The sequence below is a fragment of the Sphingomonas crusticola genome (assembly GCF_003391115.1).
Taxonomy (GTDB): domain Bacteria; phylum Pseudomonadota; class Alphaproteobacteria; order Sphingomonadales; family Sphingomonadaceae; genus Sphingomonas_I; species Sphingomonas_I crusticola.
This window is the reverse complement of sequence record NZ_QTJP01000001.1, coordinates 1,886,607-1,913,268: the sequence shown is the minus strand read 5'-3', so window position 1 is coordinate 1,913,268 and position 26,662 is coordinate 1,886,607. Positions and strand designations below refer to the sequence as shown.

General features: G+C 65.4%; 23 protein-coding genes. 12 read left to right on the top strand and 11 right to left on the bottom strand.

Features of this window, described 5'->3' with window-relative positions:
* Positions 1-67 precede the first annotated feature (67 nt).
* Positions 68-1,684 (top strand): hypothetical protein, encoded by a 1,617-nt coding sequence (locus DX905_RS09045; protein WP_205412229.1) that lies wholly within the window; start codon positions 68-70, stop codon positions 1,682-1,684.
* On the opposite strand, the gene DX905_RS09040 is transcribed toward DX905_RS09045, so the two are convergent.
* From DX905_RS09040 to DX905_RS09030, 3 genes are read right to left on the bottom strand one after another with little or no spacing between them, the layout of a single operon-like run.
* Positions 1,594-2,346 (bottom strand): class I SAM-dependent methyltransferase, encoded by a 753-nt coding sequence (locus DX905_RS09040; protein WP_116091059.1) that lies wholly within the window; start codon positions 2,344-2,346, stop codon positions 1,594-1,596. The two genes, DX905_RS09045 and DX905_RS09040, sit on opposite strands and share 91 nt — an antisense overlap.
* Positions 2,346-3,320: a glycosyltransferase family 2 protein gene (locus DX905_RS09035; RefSeq protein WP_116091058.1), complete on the bottom strand. Its 975-nt coding sequence runs from the start codon at positions 3,318-3,320 to the stop codon at positions 2,346-2,348. The genes DX905_RS09040 and DX905_RS09035 overlap by 1 nt, the downstream gene beginning before the upstream one ends.
* Positions 3,321-3,358: 38 nt before the next feature.
* On the bottom strand, positions 3,359-3,760 hold the full coding sequence (locus DX905_RS09030) for a GtrA family protein (protein WP_116091057.1): 402 nt from the start codon (positions 3,758-3,760) through the stop codon (positions 3,359-3,361).
* A 68-nt stretch (positions 3,761-3,828) separates the two neighbouring features.
* Between DX905_RS09030 and DX905_RS09025 the strand changes: the two genes are divergently transcribed.
* Positions 3,829-5,610: an AcrB/AcrD/AcrF family protein gene (locus tag DX905_RS09025; RefSeq protein WP_240320793.1), complete on the top strand. Its 1,782-nt coding sequence runs from the start codon at positions 3,829-3,831 to the stop codon at positions 5,608-5,610.
* Position 5,611: 1 nt separating this feature from the next.
* Here the strand turns inward: DX905_RS09025 and DX905_RS09020 are convergent, their stop codons facing one another.
* The 3 genes from DX905_RS09020 to DX905_RS09010 form a co-directional block, all read right to left on the bottom strand.
* Complete coding sequence (locus DX905_RS09020) at positions 5,612-6,820, bottom strand: NAD(P)/FAD-dependent oxidoreductase (RefSeq protein WP_116092441.1); 1,209 nt, start codon at positions 6,818-6,820, stop codon at positions 5,612-5,614.
* A gap of 166 nt (positions 6,821-6,986) precedes the next feature.
* On the bottom strand, positions 6,987-7,778 hold the full coding sequence (locus DX905_RS09015; protein ID WP_116091056.1) for an arginyltransferase: 792 nt from the start codon (positions 7,776-7,778) through the stop codon (positions 6,987-6,989).
* Positions 7,779-7,905: 127 nt separating this feature from the next.
* Positions 7,906-9,150, bottom strand: a complete 1,245-nt coding sequence (locus DX905_RS09010) for a threonine ammonia-lyase (protein WP_116091055.1) — start codon at positions 9,148-9,150, stop codon at positions 7,906-7,908.
* Positions 9,151-9,284: 134 nt separating this feature from the next.
* Between DX905_RS09010 and DX905_RS09005 the strand changes: the two genes are divergently transcribed.
* The 3 genes from DX905_RS09005 to DX905_RS08995 all read left to right on the top strand — a co-directional run bounded on the left by DX905_RS09005 (position 9,285) and on the right by DX905_RS08995 (position 12,685).
* Positions 9,285-10,151: an NAD(P)-dependent oxidoreductase gene (locus tag DX905_RS09005; RefSeq protein WP_116091054.1), complete on the top strand. Its 867-nt coding sequence runs from the start codon at positions 9,285-9,287 to the stop codon at positions 10,149-10,151.
* Positions 10,148-11,842 carry an amidohydrolase gene (locus tag DX905_RS09000; RefSeq protein ID WP_116091053.1) on the top strand — a complete coding sequence of 565 codons (1,695 nt, stop codon included), beginning with the start codon at positions 10,148-10,150 and terminating at the stop codon, positions 11,840-11,842. The genes DX905_RS09005 and DX905_RS09000 overlap by 4 nt, the downstream gene beginning before the upstream one ends.
* Before the next feature lie 93 nt (positions 11,843-11,935).
* On the top strand, positions 11,936-12,685 hold the full coding sequence (locus DX905_RS08995) for an SDR family NAD(P)-dependent oxidoreductase (RefSeq protein WP_116091052.1): 750 nt from the start codon (positions 11,936-11,938) through the stop codon (positions 12,683-12,685).
* Positions 12,686-12,687: 2 nt separating this feature from the next.
* Here the strand turns inward: DX905_RS08995 and DX905_RS08990 are convergent, their stop codons facing one another.
* Both DX905_RS08990 and DX905_RS08985 read right to left on the bottom strand, forming a co-directional pair.
* Positions 12,688-14,703: a protein-disulfide reductase DsbD family protein gene (locus DX905_RS08990; RefSeq protein WP_205412228.1), complete on the bottom strand. Its 2,016-nt coding sequence runs from the start codon at positions 14,701-14,703 to the stop codon at positions 12,688-12,690.
* Entirely contained in the window at positions 14,703-15,659 is a 957-nt protein-coding gene (locus DX905_RS08985; RefSeq protein ID WP_116092439.1) for an ArsR/SmtB family transcription factor, read from the bottom strand. Before DX905_RS08985 ends, DX905_RS08990 begins: the two co-directional genes overlap by 1 nt.
* Before the next feature lie 95 nt (positions 15,660-15,754).
* Here DX905_RS08985 and DX905_RS08980 point away from each other — a divergent pair, with 95 nt between their 5' ends.
* Together DX905_RS08980 and DX905_RS08975 are read left to right on the top strand one after the other, a co-directional pair.
* Positions 15,755-16,714, top strand: a complete 960-nt coding sequence (locus DX905_RS08980; protein WP_116092438.1) for an MlaA family lipoprotein — start codon at positions 15,755-15,757, stop codon at positions 16,712-16,714.
* Entirely contained in the window at positions 16,711-17,028 is a 318-nt protein-coding gene (locus DX905_RS08975) for a hypothetical protein (protein WP_205412227.1), read from the top strand. Before DX905_RS08980 ends, DX905_RS08975 begins: the two co-directional genes overlap by 4 nt.
* A gap of 6 nt (positions 17,029-17,034) precedes the next feature.
* Here DX905_RS08975 and DX905_RS08970 read toward each other — a convergent pair whose 3' ends face one another.
* From DX905_RS08970 to DX905_RS08960, 3 genes are read right to left on the bottom strand one after another with little or no spacing between them, the layout of a single operon-like run.
* A complete protein-coding gene (locus DX905_RS08970) occupies positions 17,035-18,261 on the bottom strand; it encodes an SAM-dependent methyltransferase (protein ID WP_116091050.1) in 1,227 nt (408 codons plus the stop codon).
* A 20-nt stretch (positions 18,262-18,281) separates the two neighbouring features.
* Positions 18,282-19,466 carry a dual-specificity RNA methyltransferase RlmN gene (rlmN, locus tag DX905_RS08965; protein ID WP_116092437.1) on the bottom strand — a complete coding sequence of 395 codons (1,185 nt, stop codon included), beginning with the start codon at positions 19,464-19,466 and terminating at the stop codon, positions 18,282-18,284.
* An 8-nt stretch (positions 19,467-19,474) separates the two neighbouring features.
* Complete coding sequence (locus DX905_RS08960; RefSeq protein WP_162875537.1) at positions 19,475-19,906, bottom strand: hypothetical protein; 432 nt, start codon at positions 19,904-19,906, stop codon at positions 19,475-19,477.
* 217 nt (positions 19,907-20,123) lie between these two features.
* On the opposite strand from DX905_RS08960, the gene DX905_RS08955 reads away from it, so the two are divergent.
* From DX905_RS08955 to gyrB, 5 genes are all read left to right on the top strand, one after another.
* Positions 20,124-20,675, top strand: a complete 552-nt coding sequence (locus DX905_RS08955; RefSeq protein WP_116091048.1) for an outer membrane protein — start codon at positions 20,124-20,126, stop codon at positions 20,673-20,675.
* Positions 20,676-20,800: 125 nt separating this feature from the next.
* Positions 20,801-21,910 (top strand): DNA polymerase III subunit beta, encoded by a 1,110-nt coding sequence (dnaN, locus tag DX905_RS08950; RefSeq protein ID WP_116091047.1) that lies wholly within the window; start codon positions 20,801-20,803, stop codon positions 21,908-21,910.
* A 34-nt stretch (positions 21,911-21,944) separates the two neighbouring features.
* Complete coding sequence (recF, locus tag DX905_RS08945; protein WP_116091046.1) at positions 21,945-23,033, top strand: DNA replication/repair protein RecF; 1,089 nt, start codon at positions 21,945-21,947, stop codon at positions 23,031-23,033.
* A gap of 38 nt (positions 23,034-23,071) precedes the next feature.
* Positions 23,072-23,962, top strand: coding sequence for an alpha/beta hydrolase (locus DX905_RS08940; protein ID WP_240320791.1), 891 nt, complete (start codon positions 23,072-23,074; stop codon positions 23,960-23,962).
* Between the two features lie 117 nt (positions 23,963-24,079).
* Positions 24,080-26,554 (top strand): DNA topoisomerase (ATP-hydrolyzing) subunit B, encoded by a 2,475-nt coding sequence (gene gyrB, locus DX905_RS08935; protein ID WP_116091044.1) that lies wholly within the window; start codon positions 24,080-24,082, stop codon positions 26,552-26,554.
* Positions 26,555-26,662 lie beyond the last annotated feature (108 nt).

The following is a 26,662-nucleotide window of genomic DNA, read 5'->3' as shown; positions in this document are numbered from 1 at the left end:
TCGCGACGTTGATTAGGGTTGTTACGAGCACTTGTCGCGCGGGCTGACGGCGCCATAAGGGCGGGACATGTTCCGCTCAGCGCTCCCCGAAAACGAGACGCCTGCCGGCTGGTGGAACAGCTGGTGGTTTCTGGCCGCTTTGGTTCTGCTCTCGGCGGTGCCGCTGATCATCCCAACGGTGCCGCCGCTGACCGATCTGCCCGAGCATATGGGCCGCTACCGGATCCAGCTGTCGGATCCGACCTCCCCACTCCGAACGGAATATTTCGACTTCCATTGGGCCTTCATCGCCAATCTCGGCGTGGACCTGTTGATCGTGCCGATGGCGGCATTGTTCGGGCTGGAGCTCGGCGTGAAGCTGATCGTGATCGGTATCGTCATGCTCACCATGACAGGAATGTTGTGGATCGCGCGCGAGGCGCATGGCCGCGTGCCGCCGCCGGCCTTGTTCGCCCTGCCCCTGGCCTATGGCTTCCCGCTGATCTGGGGTTTCGTCAATTTCCTGCTGTCGATGGCGCTGGCGCTCAACGCCTACGCGCTGTGGCTGCGGCTGGGCCGTCAGCAGCGCTGGCGCCTGCGCCACGCTTTGTTCGTGCCGATCGGCCTGATCCTGACGACCGCCCACATCTTCGGCTGGGCGGTGCTCTGCCTGCTGGCCTTCGGTGCGGAAGTGGTGCGCGAGCGCGATGCAGGCCGGACGTTGATACCCAGCCTGTGGCATGGTGGCCTGTCCTGCCTTTCGCTGTCGCCGCCCTTATTGTTGCTGGTCGCCTGGCGCAGCGGGGATGCCGGCGGGCGCAACGTCGACTGGTTCTACTGGCGCGCCAAATATGTCTATCTGGTCTCCAGCCTGCGCAATAGCTGGATGTCGCTCGACCTCGCCAATGTCTACCTGCTGTGGGCGTTGATCGCGCTGGGTTTGGCGGGTCTGTGGGTGCGTATGAACCGGACGCTTGGCATCGCTGCCTTGATGCTAATCATTGCTTATGTCCTACTGCCGCGCATCCTGCTGGGATCAGCCTATGCCGACATGCGGCTGGCGCCCTATGTGTTGCTGATTGCGGTTGTCGCCATCGCGATGAAGGCGCAGTCGCGGCGGCGGGCGGCAATCGTTGCGGCCGTCGCCACCGCAATCTTCATCGGCCGGATCGGCATCCTGACCGCAAACTTCGCACGGCATGAAGCGGACAACCGCCGTCAGCTGGCCGCGCTCGATCACGTCAAGCCTGGCAGCAGGGTTTTCGTCCAGGTGTGGCTGCAATGCCTGGGCCGTTGGGAGACCAGCCGCATGGACCATCTCGGCGCCATGGCGATCGTCCGCCGCAACGCCTTCGCCAACGGTCAGTGGACCGATCCGGGCGCGCAGCTGGTGCGCATCAAATATGCGCCAGCCAAAGGCTATGCGGAGGATCCCACCGAGATTTTGCGGCCGCATGGCTGCCGCGACCGGCGGGCCAAGCCCTATCCGGAGGGCATCAACACCCTGCCGCACGACGCGTTCGACTATGTCTGGCTGATCGACATTCCGCGCGCGCGCTGGAACAGCTTTCCGGGGCTGGAACCGATCTGGACGGGCGGCCGCAGCGGTATCCTCTACCGCGTGCTGCCGCTCCCGCCTGGATCCGGCTCAGCTACCAACGCCAGTGATACGCCGGCTGGCAACAGGCCGCGCACCGCCGCGTGACGCTCGGCCGCGAATAAGGCGCCGAGCAGGCGGTTGACCGGCTTCGGCGGAAGCCGGTCCTCATCCCCGCCCTTGCGACCAAGCAGCCGATTGACGAGGCGCACGCCGACAATCGCGGGCAATAGCAGGCTGTTGAACGCCGCGCGATGCAACCGGCGGAAGCCGGCGGCCCTCACCACCGCATCCAGCTTACGGGCGGTATAGCGGCGCTGATGATGGTGAGCGACATCATGGCCGCTCCACAAGGATGGCATCGCCGGCACCGCCAGCAGCAGGCGCCCGCCCGGTGCGAGCTTGGGTCGCAATGCCGTGAGCGCTCCGATGTCGTCGGGAATATGCTCGAGCACGTCGAGCAGAACGATCAGGTCATATTGCCCGTCATGCAGCGGTACGTTCGGAAGATAGCCGCCTTTGATCGCAAGCCCGGTCCGTTGGGCAGCAAAAGCGCGGGCATGATCGTCCGGCTCGACCGCATCAACGGTGCCGAATTGCTGGAGCATGGCGATGTTCGAACCCGTCCCGCAGCCGACCTCCAGGATGCGCAAGGGGCCGGACTGGGGGCGGAACCGCTCGATCAGCGCCGCCAGAATCCGCCGCCGTCCGACAAACCACCAATGATCGCGGTCGATCTCGGCCATGCGGTCATAAACGTGGCGTTCCATTACTCCTGAACGCCTGCCTCGCCGATCCGCTGGCGGACGATGTAGATTGGTCGCCGCTTGGTCTCCACCAGGATGCGGCCGACATATTCGCCGAGGATTCCGAGCGAGAGCAATTGCACCCCGCCCAGGAACAGCACCGCGACCATCATCGAGGCATAGCCGGCGACGTCGACGCCGTAGAGGATCACGCGCGCGATCAGGAACAGGGCATAAAGCAAGGCGATGCCGGCGATCACGAAACCGATATAGGACCAGACGCGCAGCGGCGCGGTCGATGCGGAGGTAAGCCCGTCGATCGCGAGCTTCCACAACTTGAGATAATTGAACTTGGTGCGGCCGACGGCGCGCTCGGCGCGGTCATATTCGACCGCCGCCTGGCGGAATCCTCCCCAGGCGAACAGGCCTTTCATGAAGCGATTGCGCTCCGGCATCGCGCGGATGACGTCGACCACCTTGCGATCGAGCAAGCGGAAGTCGCCGGCATGTTCGGGGATCTTGTCCTCGCTCAGCCAATTGTGCGCGCGATAATAAAGGTCGGCCGTCAGCCTTTTCGGCAGGCTGTCGGTCATACGGTTGCGACGCACGCCGAACACAACCTCGTGGCCTAGCCGCCATTGATCGAGCATCGCGCCGATCATTTCCGGCGGATCCTGCAGATCGACGTCGATCGGCACCACCGTCTGCCCGCGCACATGATCCAGTCCGGCGGACAAAGCCGCCTCCTTGCCGAAATTGCGCGACAGCGCGATGCCGACGACACGCGGATCGGCGCGGTTCGCCGCCATGATCGCGGGCAAGGTCGCATCCGAACTGCCATCGTCGACGAACAGTATCTCCCACAACACGGGAGCGCCGTCGGGATCGCGCAGATCCTCCAGCACCTTCCCGACCCGCGTCACGAACGGCTGGATTGCCTCTTCCTCGTCCTTGACCGGGACGATCACCGAAATGAGCGGGACTTGCTGCGGAGCCATGATCGCTTGTGGCGCGCTTGCGGGGGCGGAGGCAAGTTTCACCGGAATACCCACCAGCGGTTAAGCGCGAACAGAAGTGCCGGGGTTACCAGCCATATCGGAAGGTAGAGCGTCCAATGGGGCAGCCTGAGCGCCTCCGTTAGCAGCCAGGCCCAAAAGGCGTTGAGCGCGAAACTCGGCAGGGACGCGATCACGAATCGGACCTTGCTGGCATGGTCGCGACTGCCATGATTGCGGAATGTCACCCGGCTATGGAGCACATAGCCGAGCGAGACCGCTGCCACGTAGCCGGCGAAATTGCAGATTTGCAACGGCAGGTGCGTCCAGCTGTCGAGCACGACCAGCACCGCCGAATAGAGCGCCGTGACGATGCTGCCGTTCACGCCATAGCGCACGATCTGCCAGAACATCTCGCGCCGCTGTTGCGCCACCGCGGTCATTGCCGAACACTGTCCCTTGCTCTTTGTCCCCGGGCTCGTAGAGCGCCGCCAGCGGCGAGGGAAGTGCGGTGATCGGCGAAAACTGGGTTCGAGGTTTCGGCAAGCCGGCGCATTGGCGGCGTTGGTTCCTGCTCTTCTGGGCCGCGACCGCAATCTACATGCTCTATTACAAGTGGAACGCGATCCACTGGTTTGCGCTGAGCGACACTGACGACAATCTGCGCTTCGCCCAGGTGCGCGCACTGCTGCAGGGCCAGGGCTGGTACGATCTGCGCCAGCATCGGATCGATCCGCCTAACGGCATTTCCGTTCATTGGTCGCGGCTGGTCGATCTGCCGATCGCCGGCCTGATGCTGATCCTGCGTCCATTCGTCGGCTGGCAGGAAGCCGCGCGCTGGGCGTGCGCGATCGCGCCAATGCTGGCGTTCGGCGCCGCGCTTTACGGCATGATGCTCACGGTACGGCGCCTCGTTGACCGCTGGGCCTTCTTGCTGGCCGCGGCGATCCTGGTCTGCGCCAATTCCAGCATGCTGATGTGGATGCCGCTGCGGGTCGATCATCATGGCTGGCAGCTCGCGAGCCTGATCGTCACCGTCGCCGGCATGGCCGACGCCCGCAAGCTTCGCGGCGGGCTGACGGCCGGCCTGGCCACCGCCTTCTCGCTCACGATCGGGCTGGAGCTGCTTCCCTATCTCGCGGTCGCGGGGGCACTCATCGTTTTGTGGTGGGTGATCGATAACGAGCAGGCGGAGCGGCTGCGCGGCTACGGCCTCAGCCTCGCTGCGGGAGCGGCGCTCGGCTATGCGGTCTTCGCCTCGTATGACAACCGGCAGCTCCTGTGCGACGCGCTGACGCCGGTCTATCTGTCGACCTTGCTGGTAACCGGCGGCCTTGCCGTTGCTTTCGGATCGCTACCGTTCGCCCGGCGCTGGCTGAGAATCGTCGCGGCGCTCGCGGGGGGTGCCGCGATCTGCGCGGGCTTTGCACTTGCCTTCCCGCAATGCCTCGGCCGGCCCGAGCATATCTCTCCGGAACTTTATCAATTGTGGTTCAGCCACATTAAGGAAGCGAAGCCGCTTTACCAGCATGGCTGGCGCATCGCTTTTCCCACTTTGTCGCTATCGATCATCGGTGTGATCGGATCGGCCTGGGCTTTCTGGCGCGCGCGGGGCACCGACAAGGCGGTCCCCTGGGCGTTGGTCGCCTTATTATCGTTATTCTCCGCATTGCTCCTGTTCTGGCAGACGCGGGCCGGCCCGGGTTCGCAGATGCTGGGGGTGATCGGCGCGACCGCACTCGGCTGGCCGTTGCTGCGCTGGACGCTGGCGCACCGTAATATGGCGGTGCGCGTGCTGGGTTCGGCCGCGGCCTTCCTGTTCGTGTCGGGCGCCTTCGCCGGGATCATCGTCCAGAACGTGCGCGAGCAGCGGCCGGCCTATCGCAAGAAGGTGGATATGGCGAACCGCCGCTGTCCCACCCTGCCGGCGTTACGCCCCATCGGCGCATTGCCGCCGGCGACGATCCTGACCTTCATCGATCTCGGTCCGCGCCTGATCGCGGTGACGCATCACAGCGCCATCGCCGGCCCCTATCACCGCAATGGCGGCGACATCCTCGACGTCCAGCACAGCTTTCGTGCGACCGATCCTGAGGTCGCACACGAGGTGATGCGGCGGCATAGCGCCGGCCTGCTGCTGATCTGCCCCGGCCTCTCGGAATCGACCGTCTATGGCAGCGAGGCGCCGAAAGGATTCTACGTTCAACTGGTCAAGGGGAAGGTGCCGAATTGGCTGGCGCCGATGGAGCTGCCGAAAGGCTCACCTTACCGTCTGTGGCGCCGGCTGAATTAGGTCATGCCTTTTCGCGAGCCTGCTTGTCCTCGGACGCGCCGAGCAGGCCTTCGGTAACGAGGCGCCGCCCCTCGACGAAGGCCTTGATGTCGTTGACGCAATCGACGCTGATGACGCGTCCTGCCTTGCGGTAGAGGATGGAAAAGCTGCGCGTGGCCGGATCCCCGCGGACGCTCGCCTCGTCGTGCCCGCTGGAAAGGCCCGCGGTCTGCAGCTTCAGATCATATTGCTGCGACCAGAACCAGGGCAGGGCGGCATAAGCGACGTCCATGCCGATGACCGTCTTGGCGGCGACCACTGCCTGGTCATGTGCATTCTGCACCGATTCGAGCCGGATCATGGCGCCATCGGCATAAGGGTTGGGATGGCGCGCGCAGTCGCCGATCGCGAAGATGTCGGGCAGACTGGTCCGGCATTGCGCATCGACATCCACGCCGTCGCTGCCTGCGGCGCCCGCAGCCAGCAAAGGGCCGACAGCGGGCACGATGCCGATACCGACGATCACCATCTCGCACGCGATCGAGGAACCGTCCGAAAGGCGCACCGCGCGGACTCGATCCTCCCCCGTGATGCAATCGACGAAAGCGCCCAGGCGCAGGTCGACGCCGTGGGCGCGATGTTCGTGCTCGAAGAAGCGCGACAAGGCCTCGCCCGCAACGCGCGCCAGCACGCGGTCGAGCGCCTCCAGCACCACGACCCGCTTGCCGAGCTTGGTGAGCACCGCGGCCGCTTCCAGCCCGATATAGCCGCCGCCAACCACCACCACAGTCGCGACGCCGTCGAGCTCGCTCGCCAGCCGATCGACATCGGCCCGGTTGCGAATGCCGTGAACACCCTTCAAGTCATTGCCCGCGCAGCCGAGCAGCCGCGGGCTTCCGCCTGTCGCCCAGATCAACTTGCCATAGCCGATGGCTGCGCCATCCGCGGTACGGGCGATGCGCGCCGCGGCGTCGACGGCCACGATCTCGCGCCCAAGCAGCAGCGCTACCTGCCGACTTTCCCAGAAAGCCGCCGGGCGGATGAGGATGCGCTCGAACGCCTTTTCTCCAGCCAGATATTCCTTGGACAAAGGTGGCCGCTCGTACGGCAGCTCCGGCTCGTCGCCGACGATCGCGATCGATCCGGTGAAACCATTCTGGCGGAGCGCGATCGCAGCCTGGGCGCCTGCATGGCCGCCGCCAACGATCAGGACATCATAATGTAGCGTCATCATCCGCTACCTTGTGCGCTATCCCGGTCCACCTCAACTCCTGCCGCAGTACGCAGGCGCGGAAAAGCCCGACGCGCGCGGCTTCGCGAGCTGCACGCGTAGACGGCCAGGTCGACCTCTTTCTGTCTCTGGCGGCTGGGAACAGCCCGCCACCCTGATGGATGAATTAGAGCTTGGGAAATTTCATGCCGCCCCTGACGGGCGGCAGCTCCGGTCCGGTCTCGGCCGTATCGAACCGGCGCCAGCCATTGGGGCCAAGCCGCTCGATCGGCTGGAAGCGGACCTTATATTGCATCCGCGCCGAGCCCTTCACCCAATAGCCGAGATAAACGAACGACAGGCGCGCGGCGCGAGCGCGCTGAATATGGTCGAGAATGATGAAGGTCCCGAGCCCCGGCCGCGTCTCGTGCGCGGGATCGAAGAAGCTGTAGACCATCGACAGGCCGTCTGACTGCTGATCGGTCAGGCAGGCGCCGACCAGCTTCCCAGGCCGTCCACCCTGCGGCGGCTCACGATATTCGATCATGAAGGTGGTGACCGGCGTCTGCTCGACCATGTCGGCAAAATCGAGCTCGTCCATCTCGGCCATGCCCCCGCCCGGGTGGCGCGCGGCGAGATAGCGACGCAGCAGCGAGAATTGCTCTTCGGTCGTCCACGGCTCGCACATATTTACCACGAGATCCGCGTGGCGGCGCATCTGCTTGCGTTGGGTAGCATTGGGGCTGAACTCACTTGCCACCACCCGCACCGAGACGCAGGCCTGGCAATCGGTGCAACTCGGGCGATAGGCAACACCCTGACTGCGCCGAAAGCCGATCCGGCCCAGCGCTTCGTTCAACTCGGCGGCATGACTGCCGGCCAGTTCGGTGAAAACCTTGCGCTCCGTCCGCCCCGGCAGATAGGGGCATGGCGCAGGCGAGGTGACGAAGAACCTCGGAAATTTGAACTGCGCACTCACCGCTTACACGCGCCTCGCCCTATGGCCCCGGTCTGTCGATTATGCCGTTCCCGGAGTGGGATGAAAAGCCGATTCACCACCTAAGTTATCGACGGCGCGTCAATTCACCGCATAGTCGTTACGGTCCTCAGGCGAGTTCGACCGGGCTGGCGTCATATCCCTCTGCCTCGAGAGCCGCCATCAGGCGCGCGAGATGGGCCGCATCGCGCGTTTCGCACTCGATATCGGTGATCAGGCCCTTCGCCGGCAGCGTCGAAAAGACGCGCTGGTGATAGACCTCGATGATGTTGACCTGCTCTTGATCGAAGATGCGCGCGACATTGTAGAGCGCGCCCGGCCGATCCTGCAGCTTGATGCGCAGGCGCGCGAGCCGGCCGGAGCGGGCAAGGTCACGCAACAGCACGTTGGCGAGCAGGCGGGTGTCGATATTGCCGCCGCATAGCACGATGCCCACGGTCTTGCCGGCAAAGCGGTCGGGATAGGCGAACAACGCAGCCAGCCCCGCCGCGCCCGCGCCTTCGACAACTGTCTTCTCGATCTGCAGCAGCAGCGACACTGCCTGCTCCAACGAGCGCTCCGAGACCAGGACGATATCGTCGACAAGCTGCGTGACGATCCCCGATGTGATCGAGCCCGGTTCCTTCACCGCAATGCCCTCGGCGAGCGTGTCGCCGTGGCAAGGCAGGCTGGTGCCCTTGATGCGATTATACATGGACGGATAGAGCTCGGCCTCGACGCCGATCACCTCGATGTTGCCCTGCGCCTTGGCAACCGTCGCGCAACCGGAGATCAGCCCGCCGCCGCCAATCGGGATGATCATCGTGTCGATGTCGGGCGCCGCCGCCAGCATCTCCAGCGCGACCGTGCCCTGGCCCGCAATCACCTGCTCGTCATTGAACGGGTGAACGATGGTCAGGCCGCGCTCGGACGCCAGTTCGCGCGCATGCGCCAGCGAATCGTCCACATTCTCGCCGTGCAGGATCACGGTCGCGCCATGGCCCTGGGTCTGGCTGACCTTAACGTTGGGGGTGGTGCGCGGCATCACGATCGTGACCGGAATGCCGAGGCGTGCGCCATGATAGGCTAGCCCCTGGGCATGATTGCCGGCCGAGGCCGCAATCACGCCGCGGGTGCGCGCGGCGTCGTCCATCTGCAGCAACTTATTGAGCGCGCCGCGCTCTTTATAAGCGGCGGTGAACTGCAAATTCTCGAATTTGAGATAAACGGTCGCGCCCGTGAGCTGACCCAGCGTGCGGCTAATAAGCGTCGGCGTCCGCACGATCGACGCGGCGATGCGCGCGTGCGCGGCACGAACATCGTCGAGAGTTATGGGCAGCGGGTCGGCTGCGGCGGACTTGGTAAGCGTGGCCATAGGCCTGCCCCTAGGCGCATCGCGCCGCTTTTTGAACCCCGGGTGCTGGCGCGCGTCCCAGCGCCGCCGTAAGGGACCCATTCTGCGCGTTGTGGACGGCAGCGACAGGCGACGCGCGAAGCATCGGGAGCACCATGGCAAAAATTGGGTTCATCGGAATGGGCGTGATGGGCGCGCCGATCGCCGGACATCTCGCCGCTGCCGGACACGACGTGACCATCTATAATCGCAGCGGCGACAAAGCCGCAGCATGGCTGGCCAAATATTCCGGCAAGAGCGCCGCGACCCCGGCTCTTGCTTCTGAGGGTGCGGATGCGGTTTTCGCCTGCGTTGGGGCGGATCATGATCTGGAAGAGGTGACGCTTGGCGAAGACGGCGCCTTCGGGGCGATGCGTCCGGGTGCACTGTTCGTCGACCACACGACCGTCTCCGCCCACATCGCCCGCCGACTTGCCGTGGAGGGGCAGGAGCGCGGCTTGCTGGTGGTCGATGCGCCGGTATCGGGCGGCCAGGCCGGCGCGGAAAATGGCAAGCTCGCCATCATGTGCGGCGCAACGCATGAGGCGTTCGACCATGCCGAGCCGCTGATGCAAGCTTATGCCGCGCGCATCGTCCATGTCGGCGAAGCCGGCGCCGGCCAGACGGCCAAGATGTGCAACCAGATTGCGATCGCGGGGGTAATCCAGGGTGTGGCCGAATCGCTGCGCTTCGCCCAAGCCGCGGGTCTCGACACCGGCAAGGTATTCGAGGCGATCTCGGCGGGCGCCGCGGGAAGCTGGCAGATGCAGAATCGCTGGGCGACGATGGCGCAGGATCAATTCGATTTCGGCTTCGCGGTCGATTGGATGCGCAAGGATCTGGGCCTCGCGCTGGAGGAGGCGCGCAGCAACGGCGCGACCTTGCCGGTCGCGGCATTGGTGGACCAATTTTACGCCGAGGTGCAGCAGCTGGGCGGCGGTCGCCAGGACACATCCTCGATCGTGCGGAGACTCGGCCGATGAGGCGCGTGATCACTCTCACCCTCATCATGCTGCTCGCCGCTGCGCCAGTGGCGGCGCGCAAGCAACTGCCCGCACTTGAAATCCCGGTCACGCCGCAGGGACTGGTGGATAACGTCAACGGCTACACGATCGACGCGCAGGGAAACCTTGAGCGCTTTAACGGTCTGCTGATCGGCCGCGACGGGCGCGTGGCCAAGCTGCTGCACGATGGCGAGGCGAGGCCCGAGCGGCCCGATTTTCGCCTCGACGGCCAGCGCCGCACCTTGCTCCCCGGTTTGAACGACGCACATGGCCACATTTCCGGCCTCGGCTTCCAGGCGCTCAGCCTCGACCTGACCGAGACGACCACTTTGGAAGACGCCCAGCGTAAGCTGCAACGCTACGCAGCCGAGCATGAGACGCCTGCCTGGATCCGCGGCGGCGGCTGGAACCAAGAGAAGTGGAAGCTCGGCCGCTTTCCTACGGCAGCCGACCTCGATCCCTTTACCAAGGACCGTCCAGCACTGCTGGAGCGCGTCGACGGCCATGCCATCCTCGCCAATAGCGCGGCAATGGCGGCGGCGGGCATTACTGCGCGCACGCAGGATCCGCCCGGCGGCCGGATCGAGCGCGATGCGAAGGGCAGCCCCACCGGCCTCTTCGTCGACGCCGCGAGGGCTCTCGTCGAGAAAGCCGCGCCGCTGCCTTTGCCGCGCGAGCGCGATGCCGCGATCGCCAAGGCACAGGACATATTGATCGCCGACGGCGTCACCGCGACCAGCGACATGGGCACCGACGTCAACGATTGGGAATCGATGCGGCGGTTGGGCGACGCCGGCCGTCTGCGTGTCCGCATCACCAGCTACGGCATGGGCGTCGATGCGGTGCTCACCATCGCCGGATCCCAGCCGACGCCGTGGCTCTACGACGGTCGGCTGCGGATGATCGGGGTGAAGCTTTATGCCGACGGCGCGCTCGGCTCGCGCGGCGCATGGCTCAAGCAGCCGTATAGCGACATGTCCAACACCCGCGGCCTGCAATTCCTGGATGATGCGAAGATCAAGAATCTGATGAGCCGCGCCGCGATGGACGGGTTCCAAGTGGCGGTTCATGCGATCGGCGACGCCGCCAACGCGCAGGTGCTGGATGCGATCGAGGAGTTGTCGGCGACGTACGAAGGTGACCGCCGCTGGCGGATCGAGCATGCGCAGATTATCGATCCCGCCGATCTGCCGCGCTTCGCCAAATATAAGGTCGTGGCATCGATGCAGCCGACCCACGCCACCTCGGATCACATCATGGCGGTCAAACGGCTCGGGCCGGGCCGGCTCAAGGGCGCATATGCGTGGAAGACGATGCTGGACAATCACGTCACGCTCGCCTTCGGATCCGACTATCCGGTCGAAAATCCCAACCCCTTCCCGGGCATGGCCGATGCAGTCACGCGGGAGGACGCGGCGGGCGATCCCCCGGGCGGCTTTCTGCCCGAGGAGAAGATCAGCCTGACGCAGGCCTTGGCGGCCTTCACCACCGGCGCCGCTTATGCCGCCAAGGCCGAAGATCGCATTGGCAGCCTTACGCCCGGTCATTTCGCCGATTTCATCCTGCTCGACCGCGATCCGTTCCAAATCGATTCGCGCGCATTGCGGGAGACTAAGGTATTGGAGACATGGATCGGCGGCGTTCGCGCCTGGGTACGGACTGGCAGCTAATCCACTAAACATTCTGTAACGTATGGTATAGAATCTGTGCGTGGGGTCCGTAACGAATAAGCTTATCTGGCAGTTTCCTCAGGGAGACGTACCATGACCGACCTTACCAATCAGATTGCCCTCGTGACCGGTGCCTCGCGCGGCCTTGGCCGTGCCACCGCCGCCCGCCTGGCCGAAGCCGGTGCCCGGGTGATCGTCCATTACAGCGCCAGCCGCGACGCCGCCGACAGCCTCGTCGCCGATATCCGTGCCAAGGGCGGCCAGGCCGAGGCAGTCGGCGGCGACCTCGCCGCCGCCGACGGCGCTCATAAACTTGCAGACGCCGTTCGTGGGCTGGGCATCGACCGGCTCGACATTCTCGTCGCCAATGCCGGCGTCGCCAATCTCGCGAGCATCGAAGAGGAAACGGTCGAAGAGTTCGATCGCCAATTCGCAGTGAACGTTCGCGCGCCCTTCTTCCTCGTTCAGCAATTGCTGCCGATCCTGGGCGAAGGTTCTCGGATCATCTTGCTCTCGTCGGTGGTCGCCCGGGCCGCATTCGATGGCACGGCCGCTTATTCCGCTACCAAGGGCGCAATCGAGGTTCTGACCCGCAATTTCGCGAAGGAACTCGGGCCGCGCGGTATCCGCGTGAATGCCATCGCACCGGGCGCGATCGACACGGACATGGCGCAAGCCTTCCTCGGCACCGAAGAGGGACGCGATTATATCAAGAACCTGCAGGCGCTGAAGCGGATCGGTCAGCCAGACGACATCGCCGATGCCGTATTATTCCTTGCTTCGGATCAGTCGCGCTGGGTTGACGGTCGCTCGCTGGAAGTCAGCGGCGGCGCCAACCTCTAAATTCAGCTCAATCCCGCGAGCAGTCCCGGCGTCAGGATCTGGGGCAGCTCGCGGGGTTCGCCTCCGCCGGCCGGATAGAAGAGGTAGAAGGGCACGCCCGAGCGCCCGTGTTGCGACAGGAAGCGGCTAATCGCCGGGTCCCCCCGGGTCCAGTCACCGACCATCACCGCGACATGTTTGGTTGCAAAGGCCTGTTTCACCTCGTCGCGCTCGATTGCCGCCTTTTCGTTGACCTTGCAGGTCAGGCACCAATCGGCGGTGAAATAGAGCAGGACCGGACGCCCTTCCTTGCGCAGCTCAGCCAGACGTGTCTCGCTGAATTTCTCATTGCCCTTGCTTACCGTCGCTGCCACCGCCCCATCGCGCGGCATGATCGCGATCAGGCCAGCCGCCAGCAGCAAGGCCGCAAAGACCGGCCACCACGCTCCGGATTTCATTGCCGTCTGACGTAGCCCGGCCCACCACAGCCCAAGAGCGATCGCCAACGCCGCCGCCAGACCGACCGTCATTCCGTCCACTCCCGCTTGCCTCCCCAGGATCCACGCCAAACCCAACGCGGTGACCAGCATCGGCACGGACAGGATATGCCGAAACAGGTCCATCCACACGCCGGGCCGCGGCAGCCAGCGCCGCAGTGCGGGGACGAAGCCCAGCAACAGGAAGGGCAAAGCCAGTCCCACGCCTAGTCCGATGAAGATCGCCATTGCTCCGGCGGCGGGCAACAGCAGCGCGGCGCCGAGCGCCACGCCCATGAACGGTCCGCTGCACGGGGTGGCGACGAAGGCGGCCAGCGCCCCCGTCCAGAAGGCGCCCTGCAGCCCGCCGGCTCCGGCCAGCTTGCCGCCTCCCGAAAGCACCGGCAGTTCAAACAAGCCGGCCAGGTTCAGCCCGACCGCCAGCACCAGCAGCAGCAGCACGGCGATCACACGCGGATCCTGCAGCTGGAATGCCCATCCGGCCAGGCCGCCCGCTGCGCGCAGGGCCAGCAAGCCCGCACCGAGACCGGCGCATATCAACACCACCCCGGCCGTATAGGCCAGCGCCTCGCGCCGCGCTTCGTGCTCGGTCCCTCCGGCCCGTGCGAGGCTCAGCGCCTTGAGGCTCAGGATCGGGAAGACGCACGGCATGATGTTGAGCAACAGCCCGCCCAGGATCGCCCCGCCGAGGGCCGTCAGGAAGGTCCGTAGCCCGCCGTCGCCACTTGCCTGCGAGACAGGCGTGATCTTGCCCGGCATGGCGGTCAGCATCAGCCCGGTGCTCGGCCCGACCCGCAATAGCCCCTCGACTTTGCCCGGTACATTGGCCTTGGCCGCGGTCTCGATCACCAGCCGGTCGCCGTCGCGAGACGCCGTTTGCGGCGCGGCATAATCGATCGCGCCATCGGTCAACGGGAAGAAATAAGGCCGATCCGTTGCCGTCGCGGCCGGAAACGGGACCTCCAACCGAAAGCGCCCATCTGCAACGGCGAAATGGGCGTCGGCGCCAAGCGGCTTGGGCAAAGCAGCGCGCCAGCGATCGAACTGGCTGCGCGCCGAAGGCGCGACCGCACCGTCGCCGGTCGTGAGCGTGATCGCGAGCGTCGCCGTCTCCGGCACGCAGGTCTGCGGATTGCATGCCAGCCAATCGAGCTTCACGGTGATCGGCAGCGTGGTGCCCTTGGCCAGTCCTGCCGGCACATCAAGCTTCACCAGTTCGGCATAGTCGCGTTCGTAGACATAGTTCATCAGCCCGGCGATCAGCAGGGTTTGCGGCACCGGATATTGCAGCGGCCCGAACGCAAGCCCTTTCGGCGCGGTCCACGCCACCCGTGTCTCGAGCCCGGCATCTCCGGGATTCTTCCAATAGCCATGCCATTGCGGCGCGGGCTTCATGATGAACGCCAGCGCGACCTTGCTGCCCGCCGCCGGCGTCATCGTCTCGGCAACGAGGCTTGGCGTAATATGATTGGGCTCCAGCTGTGCCGCCTGCGCGGGCACCGCCATCAGCGCCAGCAACGCGGCCCAGAAAATCCTGATCATCAACCCACCGCCCGCAATCGCCGCGTGTCGACGCTGCGCCGCGCCAGCCACAGTTTGACGGTCAATTCGCCGCCCGCCAGTTCCACCGTCCGCGCCGGCTCCAGGCCGGCGGCCGCAAACCACGATGCCATCTGCTCGTCGTCGAAGCCGAGGCGCGCATGGCCCTCGCGTTCACGCAAATCGTCGCGGTCATGCGCGGCAAAGTCGACGATCAGTAGCCGCCCGTCGGGGCCGATCAGCCGCGCCGCCTCCGCGATCGCTGCGGCTGGCGCCTGCGCATAATGCAGGACCTGGTGCAGCACGACCATATCGGCGGCTCCGTCGTCGAGCGGTAAGGCATACATATCGCCCTGGCGCAGATCGACGCGCTCGATGCCGGCGCGGCCCATGCGAGCACGGGCGAAACGCAACATTTCGGGCGAGCGGTCGATGCCGATCGCGCTGGTGGTGGTTGCGCCCAATAACTCGATCATGCGGCCTGTGCCGGTCCCGATATCAACCATCCTGCCGATCGGCGCATCCGCCAATAGGTCCGTAATCGCCGTCTCGACCTCGTCTTCGGCGACATGAAGCGAGCGAATCGCATCCCATTCGGCAGCATGAGCATCGAAATAGGCCTGCGCTGCGGCCGCTCGATCGGCATGGACCGCCTCCAGCCGGGCCCCGTCGGCCACTTCCCAACGTTCGGCTGCCGCGTCGCGCCAACCGTCAATCATCGCCAGCAGCGGCGCGCTCGCGGCCCGGCCCAGGCCTAGAAAAACCCAACTGCCCTCGCGCCGCCGGTCGCAAAGGCCGGCGTCGGCGAGAATGCGCACGTGGCGCGAGACCCGCGGCTGGCTCTGGCCAAGCACCTGAGCCAGTTCCCCGACCGACAATTCCATGCGCCGCAACAGCGCGATGATGCGCAGCCGCGTCGGATCGGCAAGCGCGCGGAAGATGGCAAGCGGAGAGGTCATGGCCTTGCCAGCCTTCCTGCGCGAGGGCGTGCCGTCAAGCGCCAAGCGCACGCTCATACTTGTGGAGCGCGGCCCGCTATGGCAGGCGCAGCGCCATGATCCCGCGCCGCAACGCAGCACGGCTGCTCGCCCCCGCCACCGCCATGCTTGTGCTGAGCGCCTGTGCGACCGTCCCCGGCCAGAATCGCCTGGCCGAGCGCGATCCACTGGAAAAGTTCAACCGCGGCGTGTGGGGGGTCAACATGGCCGCCGACAAGGTTCTCATCAAGCCGGTCAGTCAGGCCTATCGAGCCGTGGCGCCCCGCCCCGTGCGGCAGGGCGTGACCAACGCGTTCGCCAATCTGACCGAGCCGTGGTCGTTCATCAACAACATCCTGCAGGGCAAGCCCAAGCGCGCGGTGCGCAACCTCAGCCGGTTCATCGTCAACACGACGATCGGCATCGGTGGCTTGTTCGATCAGGCAAGCAAGATGAAAATCCGGCCGGCTCCGGAAGATTTCGGACAGACGCTTGCGCGCTGGGGCGTGAATGGCGGCCCCTATCTCGTCCTGCCGCTGCTCGGTCCATCGACGCTGCGTGACGGTGTCGGCACCGGTGTTGCTTCCTATGCCGATCCGGTGCGGGTCGCGGTCAACCAGGCGGACGTGGACGTATGGTACAAGCGCGGCTTCGTAGCGGCGCAGGTGATCAGCGGGCGATCCGACCTGACCGAGAGCGGGGGCGACGCGTTCCTCCAGAGCAGCCTCGATCCCTATGCAGCGGCGCGCTCCGCCTTCCTGCAACGGCGGGCAGCCGCGATCGTGGACCAGGGCGAAGAATCAGACTCGGATCTGCCCGCGGGCAGCCAGCCTGTTTCCGAATCGGTCCCGACTCCGGCAGGCGATGCTGCGACTTCGCCACCCGCTCCGGATGCAGCCTTGCCGGAAACGGCGGCCCCGATGCCGGGCGACGAGCCGGGTGCTGCGCCGGCGCCGTCGGCAACGCCGCTGCCCGACAGCGCCGCTCCGATGCCGGGCGACGAACCCACGCCGCCCGGTAGCAAGCCTCAGACGTGAGCCGTCCTCTTGCCCTCGGACTTCTGTTTTTGGTGGCCGCTTGCAACCGCGGTGGCGTGGCCGACGTGACGCTGGACGCGGATGCGGCTCAACGCAACGCTACCTCCGCCAAAACGCTCGACGATCTGGCGGCGGCGACCGCGGCAAGCCGGGGACCGGCCCCGATCGTGCACGACGCCGAGCCGGTCAACGTCCAGGCTAAAGCGGAGACCGAGCACGCGGACGAACCGCGGACGGTTGAGCCGGCTGCAGAAGAAAACCAAGGCACGCCGCCATCCAACGATACGGCCGAGCCGGACAGCGAGGTGCGCTGACGGGGCTCAGCCCCTCAGCTTGGCTTCCGCCTCGGCCATATAATCGCGCGTGATCGGCAAGGCATAACGATCGCGGATATATTGCACCTGGTAATTGACCATCGAGCTGTTGACGAACCCGGTCAGCGCCCCCGCCAGGTAGAATTCCCACATGCGATAGAAGCGCGCATCGTACATCGCTTCGATATCGGCCTTGTGCGCTTGCGTACGGCGCAGCCAATGCTCCAGCGTATAGGCGTAATGCAGCCTTAGCGTTTCAACATCCGCCGTAATCATCCGCGCGGATTCGGCGGCCTCCGACATTTCCGAAAGCGTGGGGATATAGCCGCCGGGGAAGATATATTTGGTTGTCCATGTGTCGGTCGTGCGGCGCGTGCCGATGCGCCCGATCGTGTGCAGTAGCATCACCCCGTCCTCGACCAGCAGGGAACGGCATTTGGCGATGTAGGTGCGGAAATGCGCCGGGCCGACATGCTCGTACATGCCAACCGATACGATCCGGTCGAACTTGCCGGTGACCTTGCGGTAATCGATCAGCTCGAACCTCACCTTATCGGCGACGCCGGCCTTCTGCGCGCGCTCACGCGCGATCTTAAGTTGCTCTTCGGACAAGGTGATGCCGAGCACCTCGACGCCCGTCTTCTCGTGCAGGTAAAGTGCCATGCCGCCCCAGCCGCAGCCGATGTCGAGCACCTTCAGCCCGGGGCGCAGGTTGAGCTTGGCCGCGATATGCGCCTTCTTGTCGAGCTGCGCCTGTTCGAGACTATTGTCGCGATCCGTGAAATAGGCGCAGCTATATTGGCGGTCGCTGTCGAGGAAGAGGTCGTAAAGCCGCGCCGACAGATCGTAATGATGCGCGACGTTACGCTTGGAGCGCCGCTCCTGATTATAGGTGCGCAGCCAGCCGAGCGGATCGCCCAGGAGCTTCGACTTCGACTCAAGGTTGCGTTCGTCGGTGCGCTTTTCGAAACGGTTGTTCCAGGTGACCAGATCCAGCAAAGCGTGGATATCGCCCTGCTCCATCACCAGGCGGCCGTCCATATAGGCTTCGCCTGCGCCGAGCGATGGCGACATCACAATCTTGCGGGAGGTCGATTTGTTGGTGAAGCGGACCGCTACCGGATCGCGCCCCGGGTAAGGCGAGCCATAATGATAGACTTTGCCGTCGGCGTCGGTGACGGTCAGCTCGCCCTGGCTGATGAGCTTCTTGAAAGCGCGATCGAACAGCAGCATGGCGCTTATCTAACGCCTAGTTACGCGCCTGCCAGTGCTTTTTCGGCAGCTTCCCTGTCCCTTTCGGCACGACTCTTCTTTTCCGCCGCCGTCTTGAGTTGTCCGCACGCCGCATCGATGTCGCGCCCGCGTGGCGTGCGCACGGGGGCGGAGATGCCGCCCTCGAAGATGATGTTCGAAAATTTGCGGATCCGCTCCGGATCGGAGCATTCATAGGCAGCGCCCGGCCACGGATTGAACGGGATCAGGTTCACCTTGGCAGGCAGCTGATACTTCCTGAGCAGACGGACCAGCTCGCGGGCATCCTCGTCGCTGTCGTTCCGCCCCTTCAGCATCACATATTCGAAGGTGATGCGGCGTGCATTGTTGGCACCGGGATAAGCGGCGCATGCACCGAGCAGCTCTTCGATGCCGTATTTCTTGTTGAGCGGGACCAACTCGTCGCGAATCTCTTTGGTCACGCCATGGAGCGAGACGGCGAGGTTGACGCCGATCTCCTCGCCCGCCCGCGCCATCATCGGCACCACACCGGAGGTCGACAAGGTGATCCGCCGCTTTGACAGTGCGAGGCCGTCGCCGTCCATCACCAGCTTGAGCGCATCGCGGACGTTATCGAAATTGTAGAGCGGCTCGCCCATGCCCATCATCACGATGTTGGTAAGCAGGCGACCTTCGGGCTGACTCGGCCATTCGCCAAGCGCGTCGCGCGCCAGCATGACCTGGCCGACAATCTCGCCCGCGGTAAGGTTGCGCACCAGTCGCATCGTGCCGGTGTGGCAGAAGGTGCAGGTGAGCGTACAGCCGACCTGGCTCGATACGCACAGCGTGCCGCGGTCGGCATCGGGGATGAACACCATCTCGTAATCGTGGCCGTCGGGCGAGCGCAGCAGCCATTTGCGCGTGCCATCGCTCGACACCTGCGCCTCGACCACGTCCGGCCGCCCGATAACGAATCGCTCGGCAAGCCAGGGATGCATAACCTTGGAAATGTCGGTCATGACCGAAAAGTCGGTCGCGCCACGATTGTAGATCCAGTGCCACAATTGCTTGGCACGCAGCTTGGCCTGCTTCGCGTCGAGCCCGCCTTCCGCCAGCATTTCGCGCAGCGCTTCCTTAGAGCGGCCGAGCAGATCGCGCCGTCCGTCGGCGCGCACGACCGCGTCACGCGGGACGGGAACCGGATCGACCAGACCGGGGATAGGCATGACAGCGTTCATGGAAGTCCCCTACTTAAGCGAAATGCCCGGGTTTTTCCACCCCGCACACCGGCGGCGGCGATCGCGGCGGCATCGATCGCTGAGGGTGCGCCCGACAGCAGATAATGATGACGGAAATGACGACCGGTGGTGGACGTGCCGACGATCGTCAGGGCCTCCCCCGTCCGCATTGCCGCAACGATAAGGCGGCTTATGCGCGCGTCGGCGGCTGCTCCCTCCCCGGCTGCGGACAGGTCGAAGCTGAGTGCGCCGACACGCAACTTCGCTACCCGCACGGGCGCGCCGATATACGCTTCCACGCGCAGGTCGCGTCCCACCAGAATATTCAGAAATGGATTGCCCCGGCGCTCGACCGGCTGGGAAATCGCGAAACATTTGCTCGGCTCGTCGCAAAACGCCGCCCATGTGCCAAATCCGCCGATCAGCACGCGTGCGCCGAGCGGAGCTGCCAGCGCGCCGATCAGTAACATTCCAGGGACGAAATGATGGAACCGCATCGGCCTCCCATCCACCGCCACAATCCTGCCCGCAACCTAAACCTCACCTGACCGAAGCATTCATAAAAATGTCAGCCGTACAGGCTCTTAGCGCCGGCCCCGCTCTGGGGACGAGCGGCTCGTCAAGAAGAATGTGGAGTATCAAGTCATGTCGAAAATCATCATTGCCGCCCTGCTGGCCTCGGCCGCAGCGGCCCCCGCTTTCGCGCAGGACACCGCGTCCGGCCCAACCTTCACCGGCGCCCATGTCGAGGCGCTCGGCGGCTGGGACCGCCTTCAGGCGAATAATGGCCACGACGATGGCGTTCTGTATGGCGTCGGCGCCGGTTACGATATCCAGCGCGGCGGCGCCGTGATCGGCATCGAGGGCGAAGCGACCGATTCGACGCAGAAAGAGCGCGTCGGCGCCCTGACCGAGCATGCCTCGCGCGACCTTTATGCCGGCGCCCGCGTCGGCGTGGTCGTCGGCGGCACCAACCTGCTCTACGCCAAGGCAGGCTACACCAACGCCCGCTACGGCGTGAGCGGCACCGGCACCGACACGTTCGCGCACGGCAATCTCGATGGTGTGCGCGTCGGCGCCGGGGTCGAGCATGCGCTCGGCAGCCGCGCCTTCGTCAAGGCCGAGTATCGCTACTCGAACTACGAGCAGGGCGTGACGCGCAACCAGGTGGTCGGCGGGATCGGCCTGCGCTTCTGAAGCCTCAGCATTGCGAGGAAGGGCCGGCGCGCTGCGTCGGCCCTTTTTCGTGGCGCCCCCTCTGGCCAGCCCCGAACGCCGCGCTATAGTGGCCGACCAAATTCTACCGGGGACCGGGGGACACGATGAAGGCGACGATCGAACGGGCGATCCTGCTCAGGGCGCTGGGCCATATCCAGTCTGTCGTCGAGCGGCGCAATACTATCCCGATCCTGTCGAATGTGCTGATCGAGGCGTCCGAGGGCGGGCTTCGCCTGATGGCGACCGATCTCGACCTGCAGGTGGTCGAGACGATCGAGGCCCAGGTCGAGACTCCCGGCGCCACCACGGTTGCCGCCCACACCCTGTTCGATATTGCCCGCAAGATGGCGGAGGGCAGCCAGGTCCAGCTCACCGCCGCCGAAGGCAAGATGCAGGTCGTCGCCGGCCGCGCACGCTTCAATTTGCAGACGCTGCCGCGCGAGGATTTTCCGGTGATCGCGGAAGGCGAATTGCCGACCCGCTTCGATCTTCCGGCCGAGACGCTCAAGCAGATCATCGACAAGACCCGCTTCGCCATCTCGACCGAAGAGACGCGTTATTATCTGAACGGCATCTTCCTGCACGTGTCCGACGATGCGACGCCAGTGCTGAAGGCGGCGGCGACCGACGGTCACCGTCTCGCCCGCGTCACGGTGGCGCGCCCCGACGGGGCGGAGGGCATGCCCGACGTCATCATCCCGCGTAAGTGCGTGGGGGAACTGCGCAAGCTGCTGGACGAAGTCGACGGCTCGGTCGAGGTATCGCTGTCGCCGACCAAGATCCGCTTCGGCCTCGGCACCGCAATCCTGACGTCCAAGCTGATCGATGGCACCTTCCCCGACTATTCGCGCGTCATCCCGACCGCCAACGACAAGTTGCTGCGCATTGACCCGCGCAGCTTCGAGGAAGGCGTCGATCGCGTCGCCACCATCGCCAGCGAGAAGACGCGCGCCGTCAAGATGAGCCTCGATCGCGACAAGATCACGCTTTCCGTAACCAGCCCGGAAAACGGAACGGCGGCGGAAGAAGTGCCGGGCGACTATGCCTCAACCGCGTTCGATATCGGCTTCAATGCGCGCTATCTGCTGGACATCTTAAACCAGATCGACGGCGACATGGTGGAGGTCCACCTTGCCGACGCCGCCGCGCCGACATTGATCCGCGAGAATGACAAGGCCCCCGCGCTCTACGTGCTGATGCCGATGCGGGTGTGACCGCCCGGCTCGAAATGCTAGTTCGAGCCGGTTCATGGTTGCCCTTTCCCGCCTTTCGCTTGCCGATTTCCGCAACCACGCCGAGGCGCTGATCGCGCCCGGCGTGGGATTCGTGATCCTGACCGGCGAGAATGGCGCAGGCAAAACCAACATCCTGGAAGCCGTCTCGCTGCTGACGCCCGGGCGTGGGCTGCGTGGGGCCACCCTGTCGGAGATGGCGCGCAGCGACGGGCCGGGCGGGTTCGCGATCAATGCGCGGCTGGCGAGCAAGGTCGATATCGGCACGGGCACGCTCGCGACCGCGCCCAAGCGGCGGCAGGTGCGGATCAACGGTGCCGACAAATCCGCGGCTGCCTTGGGCGAATGGCTGTCGGTGCTGTGGCTGACGCCGGCGATGGACCGGCTGTTCGCCGAAAGCGCGGGGGGCCGGCGGCGCTTCCTGGACCGGCTGGTGCTCGCTCGTGAACCCAGCCATGCCGCGCATTCCAATCGCTACGAGGCGGCAACGCGGGCGCGCAACAAGTTGCTGGCCGAGCCGGAGGGCGCCGATCCGGCCTGGCTGACGGCGTTGGAGGCGGGCATGGCCGAACATGGCGCCGCGATCGCTGAGGCGCGTGCGCGTACGGTTGCCGCGTTGCGCGAGCGGCTGGCGGCGCAAACGCCCGGTCCGTTCGCGCGCGCCGGCATTGCACTTACGGGTTGGACGCCCGCCTCCGCCGACGCCCGCTCCGCGCTCGCCAGCGAATTGCGCAACGGCCGCGGGCGCGATGCCGCCGCCGGACGTGCGCTGGCGGGGCCGCACCGTTCGGACCTGACGGTGACGCATCTCGACAAGAACATGCCGGCCGAAACGTGCTCGACCGGCGAGCAGAAGGCGTTGCTGCTCGGGCTGATCCTGGCGCATGCCGATCTGGTGGCCGAGCAGGGAGGGAAGCGCCCGGTCGTGCTGCTGGACGAGGTTGCGGCGCATCTCGATCCGTTGCGCCGCGCCGCCTTGTTCGATCGGTTGGCGGTCGCGGGCGGTCAGACGTGGATGACCGGCACCGAGCCCGGCCTGTTCGCCGATGCGCCCGCCGCCGCGACCCGGCTGCTCGTCTCGGACGCGGGGATCGCCGCTGCATGAACGCGCCGCCTCAACCGCGGCGAAGCATTCCCGCAGGCATGGCCTTCGATACCTGGGTGGCTGCTGATGGGTGGGCGCTGCGTAGCTTCGCTTGGCCGCAGCCCGGGCCGGCGCGTGGCAGCATCCTGTTCCTCAATGGGCGCGGCGACTTCATCGAGAAATATCTCGAGCCGCTGATCCATTGGCACGAGCAGGGCTGGACCGTCGCAGGTTTCGACTGGCGCGGGCAGGGCGGATCGGGGCGGCTGCTGGCCGATCCGTTGATCTGCCACCAGCTCGATTTCGATCCGATGGTGCAAGACCTGGCCGGTTTCGTCGCACAATGGGCGGCGACGACGCCTGCGCCGCATGTGATCGTCGCCCATTCGATGGGTGCCCATCTGACGTTGCGGATGCTGGCGCGCGGGACGCACGTGATCGATGCCGCAATCCTTGCCTCGCCGATGATCGACATCCGCGTGATGGGCGTGCCCGGCTGGGCGCTCCGCTGGCTTGCCGGCCTCGCCAGTCTGGCCGGGCTCGCCGAGCGCCCGGTATCACGAAAGGACATCGGCGACGTGGGCGGGCGCATGACCTCCTGCCCGGAGCGGCGCGCCGACAAAGCGTGGTGGAAGGCTTCGCGCCCGGAGCTGGCATCGGGGGTGGCGAGCTGGTCGTGGGTGCGGGCGGCGCGCACGTCGATCCGGCGCCTGCGCCGCCGCGATATCGCTGCGCTCGACATCCCCGTTCTGGTCATAACGTCGCAGCGCGATCCTGTGGTCGACGTGCGCGCGATCGCGCGGCTGGCGCGGACATTGCCCGAGGCCGAACTGATGCAGGTGCCGGGCGGCGGCCACGAATTGCTGCGCGAGGCTAACGCCCGGCGGCTGCCCATCATGGCGCGGATCGATGCTTTTCTCGACCGGATCGGGCCGCCGCTGTCCTGCTAGCAGGGAATTTGCAGCGCCATAACGGGGACAAAATGCGCAATATTGCGCGACGGAGGAGGGTGCGGTGGCCGGCCCATTTTGCTTGGGTTTTGCGACCTGAATCCCTATATACTTGTCATGGCAATATCCCAAGAATCCGAAGATTACGGCGCATCCTCGATCAAGGTGCTCAAGGGCCTCGACGCGGTTCGCAAACGGCCCGGCATGTATATCGGCGATACCGACGACGGCTCCGGCCTCCACCATATGGTGTTCGAGGTGTCCGACAATGCGATCGACGAGGCGCTGGCCGGTCATTGCGACAAGATCGTCATTACTTTGAACCCCGACGGATCGGTCTCGGTCGAGGATAATGGCCGCGGCATTCCCACCGGCATCCACGAGGAGGAAGGCGTTTCCGCGGCCGAGGTCATCATGACCCAGCTGCACGCCGGCGGTAAGTTCGAGAATACGTCCGACGACAATGCCTACAAGGTATCCGGCGGCCTGCACGGCGTCGGCGTGTCGGTCGTCAACGCGCTCAGCGAGTTCCTCGACCTCACCATCTGGCGCGATGGCGAGGAGCATTATATGCGCTTCGCCCATGGCGATGCGGTCGCCCCGCTCAAGGTGGTCGGCGCGGCGCCTCCGGGCAAGAAGGGCACGCGCGTCACCTTCCTGCCGAGCCCCGCCACCTTCAAGATTCTCGAGTTCGATTTCGAGAAGCTCGAGCACCGCTATCGCGAGCTCGCTTTCCTCAATTCGGGCGTGCGCATTTTCCTGGTCGATGCGCGCCATGCCGAGCGGGTCGAGCATGAACTCTTCTACGAGGGCGGCATCGCCGCGTTCGTCAAATATCTCGACCGCACCAAGGCGCCGCTCTTTCCCGAGCCGATCTCGGTCACCGGCCAGCGCGACGATATCGGGATCGAGGTCGCGCTCGAATGGAACGACTCTTATTACGAGCAGACGCTCTGCTTCACCAACAATATCCCCCAGCGCGAGGGCGGGACGCACCTGGCCGCGTTCCGCGCGGCACTGACGCGTACGCTCAACAATTATGCCGAAAAGTCGGGCATGATGAAGCGCGAGAAGGTGTCGCTGACCGGCGACGACATGCGCGAAGGCCTGACCGCGATCGTATCGGTCAAGCTGCCCGATCCCAAGTTCGGCTCGCAGACCAAGGACAAGCTCGTCAGCAGCGAAGTGCGCCAGCCGCTGGAAAGCCTGATGGCGGACAAGCTGGCCGAATGGCTGGAGGAAAATCCGGGCCATGCACGCTCGATCATCACGAAGATCATCGATGCCGCCGCCGCGCGCGAGGCCGCCCGCAAGGCACGCGAAGCCAGCCGCAAGAGCGTGATGGGCATCGCCTCGCTGCCGGGCAAGCTCGCCGACTGCCAGGAGCGCGATCCCGCCAAGTCCGAACTGTTCCTGGTCGAGGGCGATTCCGCCGGCGGCTCGGCCAAGCAGGGCCGCGACCGCAATATCCAGGCGATATTGCCGCTCAAGGGCAAGATCCTCAACGTCGAGCGCGCGCGCTTCGACCGCATGCTCTCGTCCAAGGAGGTGGGCACGCTCATCCAGGCGATGGGCACGGGCATCGGCCGCGACGATTTCAACATCGAGAAGCTGCGCTATCACAAGATCGTGATCATGACGGACGCCGACGTCGACGGCGCGCACATCCGCACCTTGCTGCTGACCTTCTTCTACCGCCACATGCCGGAGATCATCGAGCGCGGGCACCTCTACATCGCCCAGCCGCCTTTGTTCAAAGTCACCAAGAGCCGGTCGGAGACTTATCTGAAGGATCAGCAGGCGCTCGAAGCCTATCTGCTGGATAACGGCCTTGCCGCGGTGATGCTGGACGGACCCGGCGGCCAGCGTTCGGGCAACGATCTGCGCACGCTGGTGGAGCATGCCCAGCGCATGGCCCGACTGATGGCCTATGTGCCGCGCCGTTATGCGTTCGACCTGATCGAAGCGCTGGCGCTGGCGGGCGCGTTCGACCCGACCTTGACCGACCGCAGCGTGGTGTCGGGCGAAGTGGCCGGCTGGCTCGGCCGCGCCGACCCCGAAGCCAAGTGGGAGGTCGAGCCGACCGGCGACGGCGGCTATCATGCGCGGCGCCTGTGGCGCGGCGTGACCGACCATCATGTCGTCGATGCCGCGTTCGTGCAGTCGGCCGAGGCGCGCAAGCTGCACGGCCTCGCGACCGAGCAGGCCGAAAGCTATGTCTCCGTGGCCAAGCTGGTGCCGATCGGCAAGGCCGAAGCCGAGGAGCCTGCGGCCGAGGGCGACGACGATGCGCCGGTGGTGGACAGCAAGGCGGCCAGGCGCATCTCGCGCCCGTCCGAACTGCTGGAGGCGGTGCTCGCCGCAGGCCGCAAGGGCACCGCCATCGCGCGCTACAAGGGCCTGGGCGAGATGAATGCCGAGCAATTGTGGGAAACCACGCTCGATCCCGCCAACCGCGCGATGCTGCGGGTCGAGGTGAGCCAGGCCGACGTTGCCGACGAGATCTTCACCCGCCTGATGGGCGACGTGGTCGAGCCGCGGCGCGAATTCATCCAGGACAATGCGCTGAGCGTGGCGAACCTGGACGTTTGAGGGGGGTGGCCGAGCGGTAGTCAGCCATGATTATCGGCCATCTTCGCCCGAGAACGCCGTCCATCAGGATAATTATTCTAGGTTCGGCGAAGGCCATCTCGCGCCTTA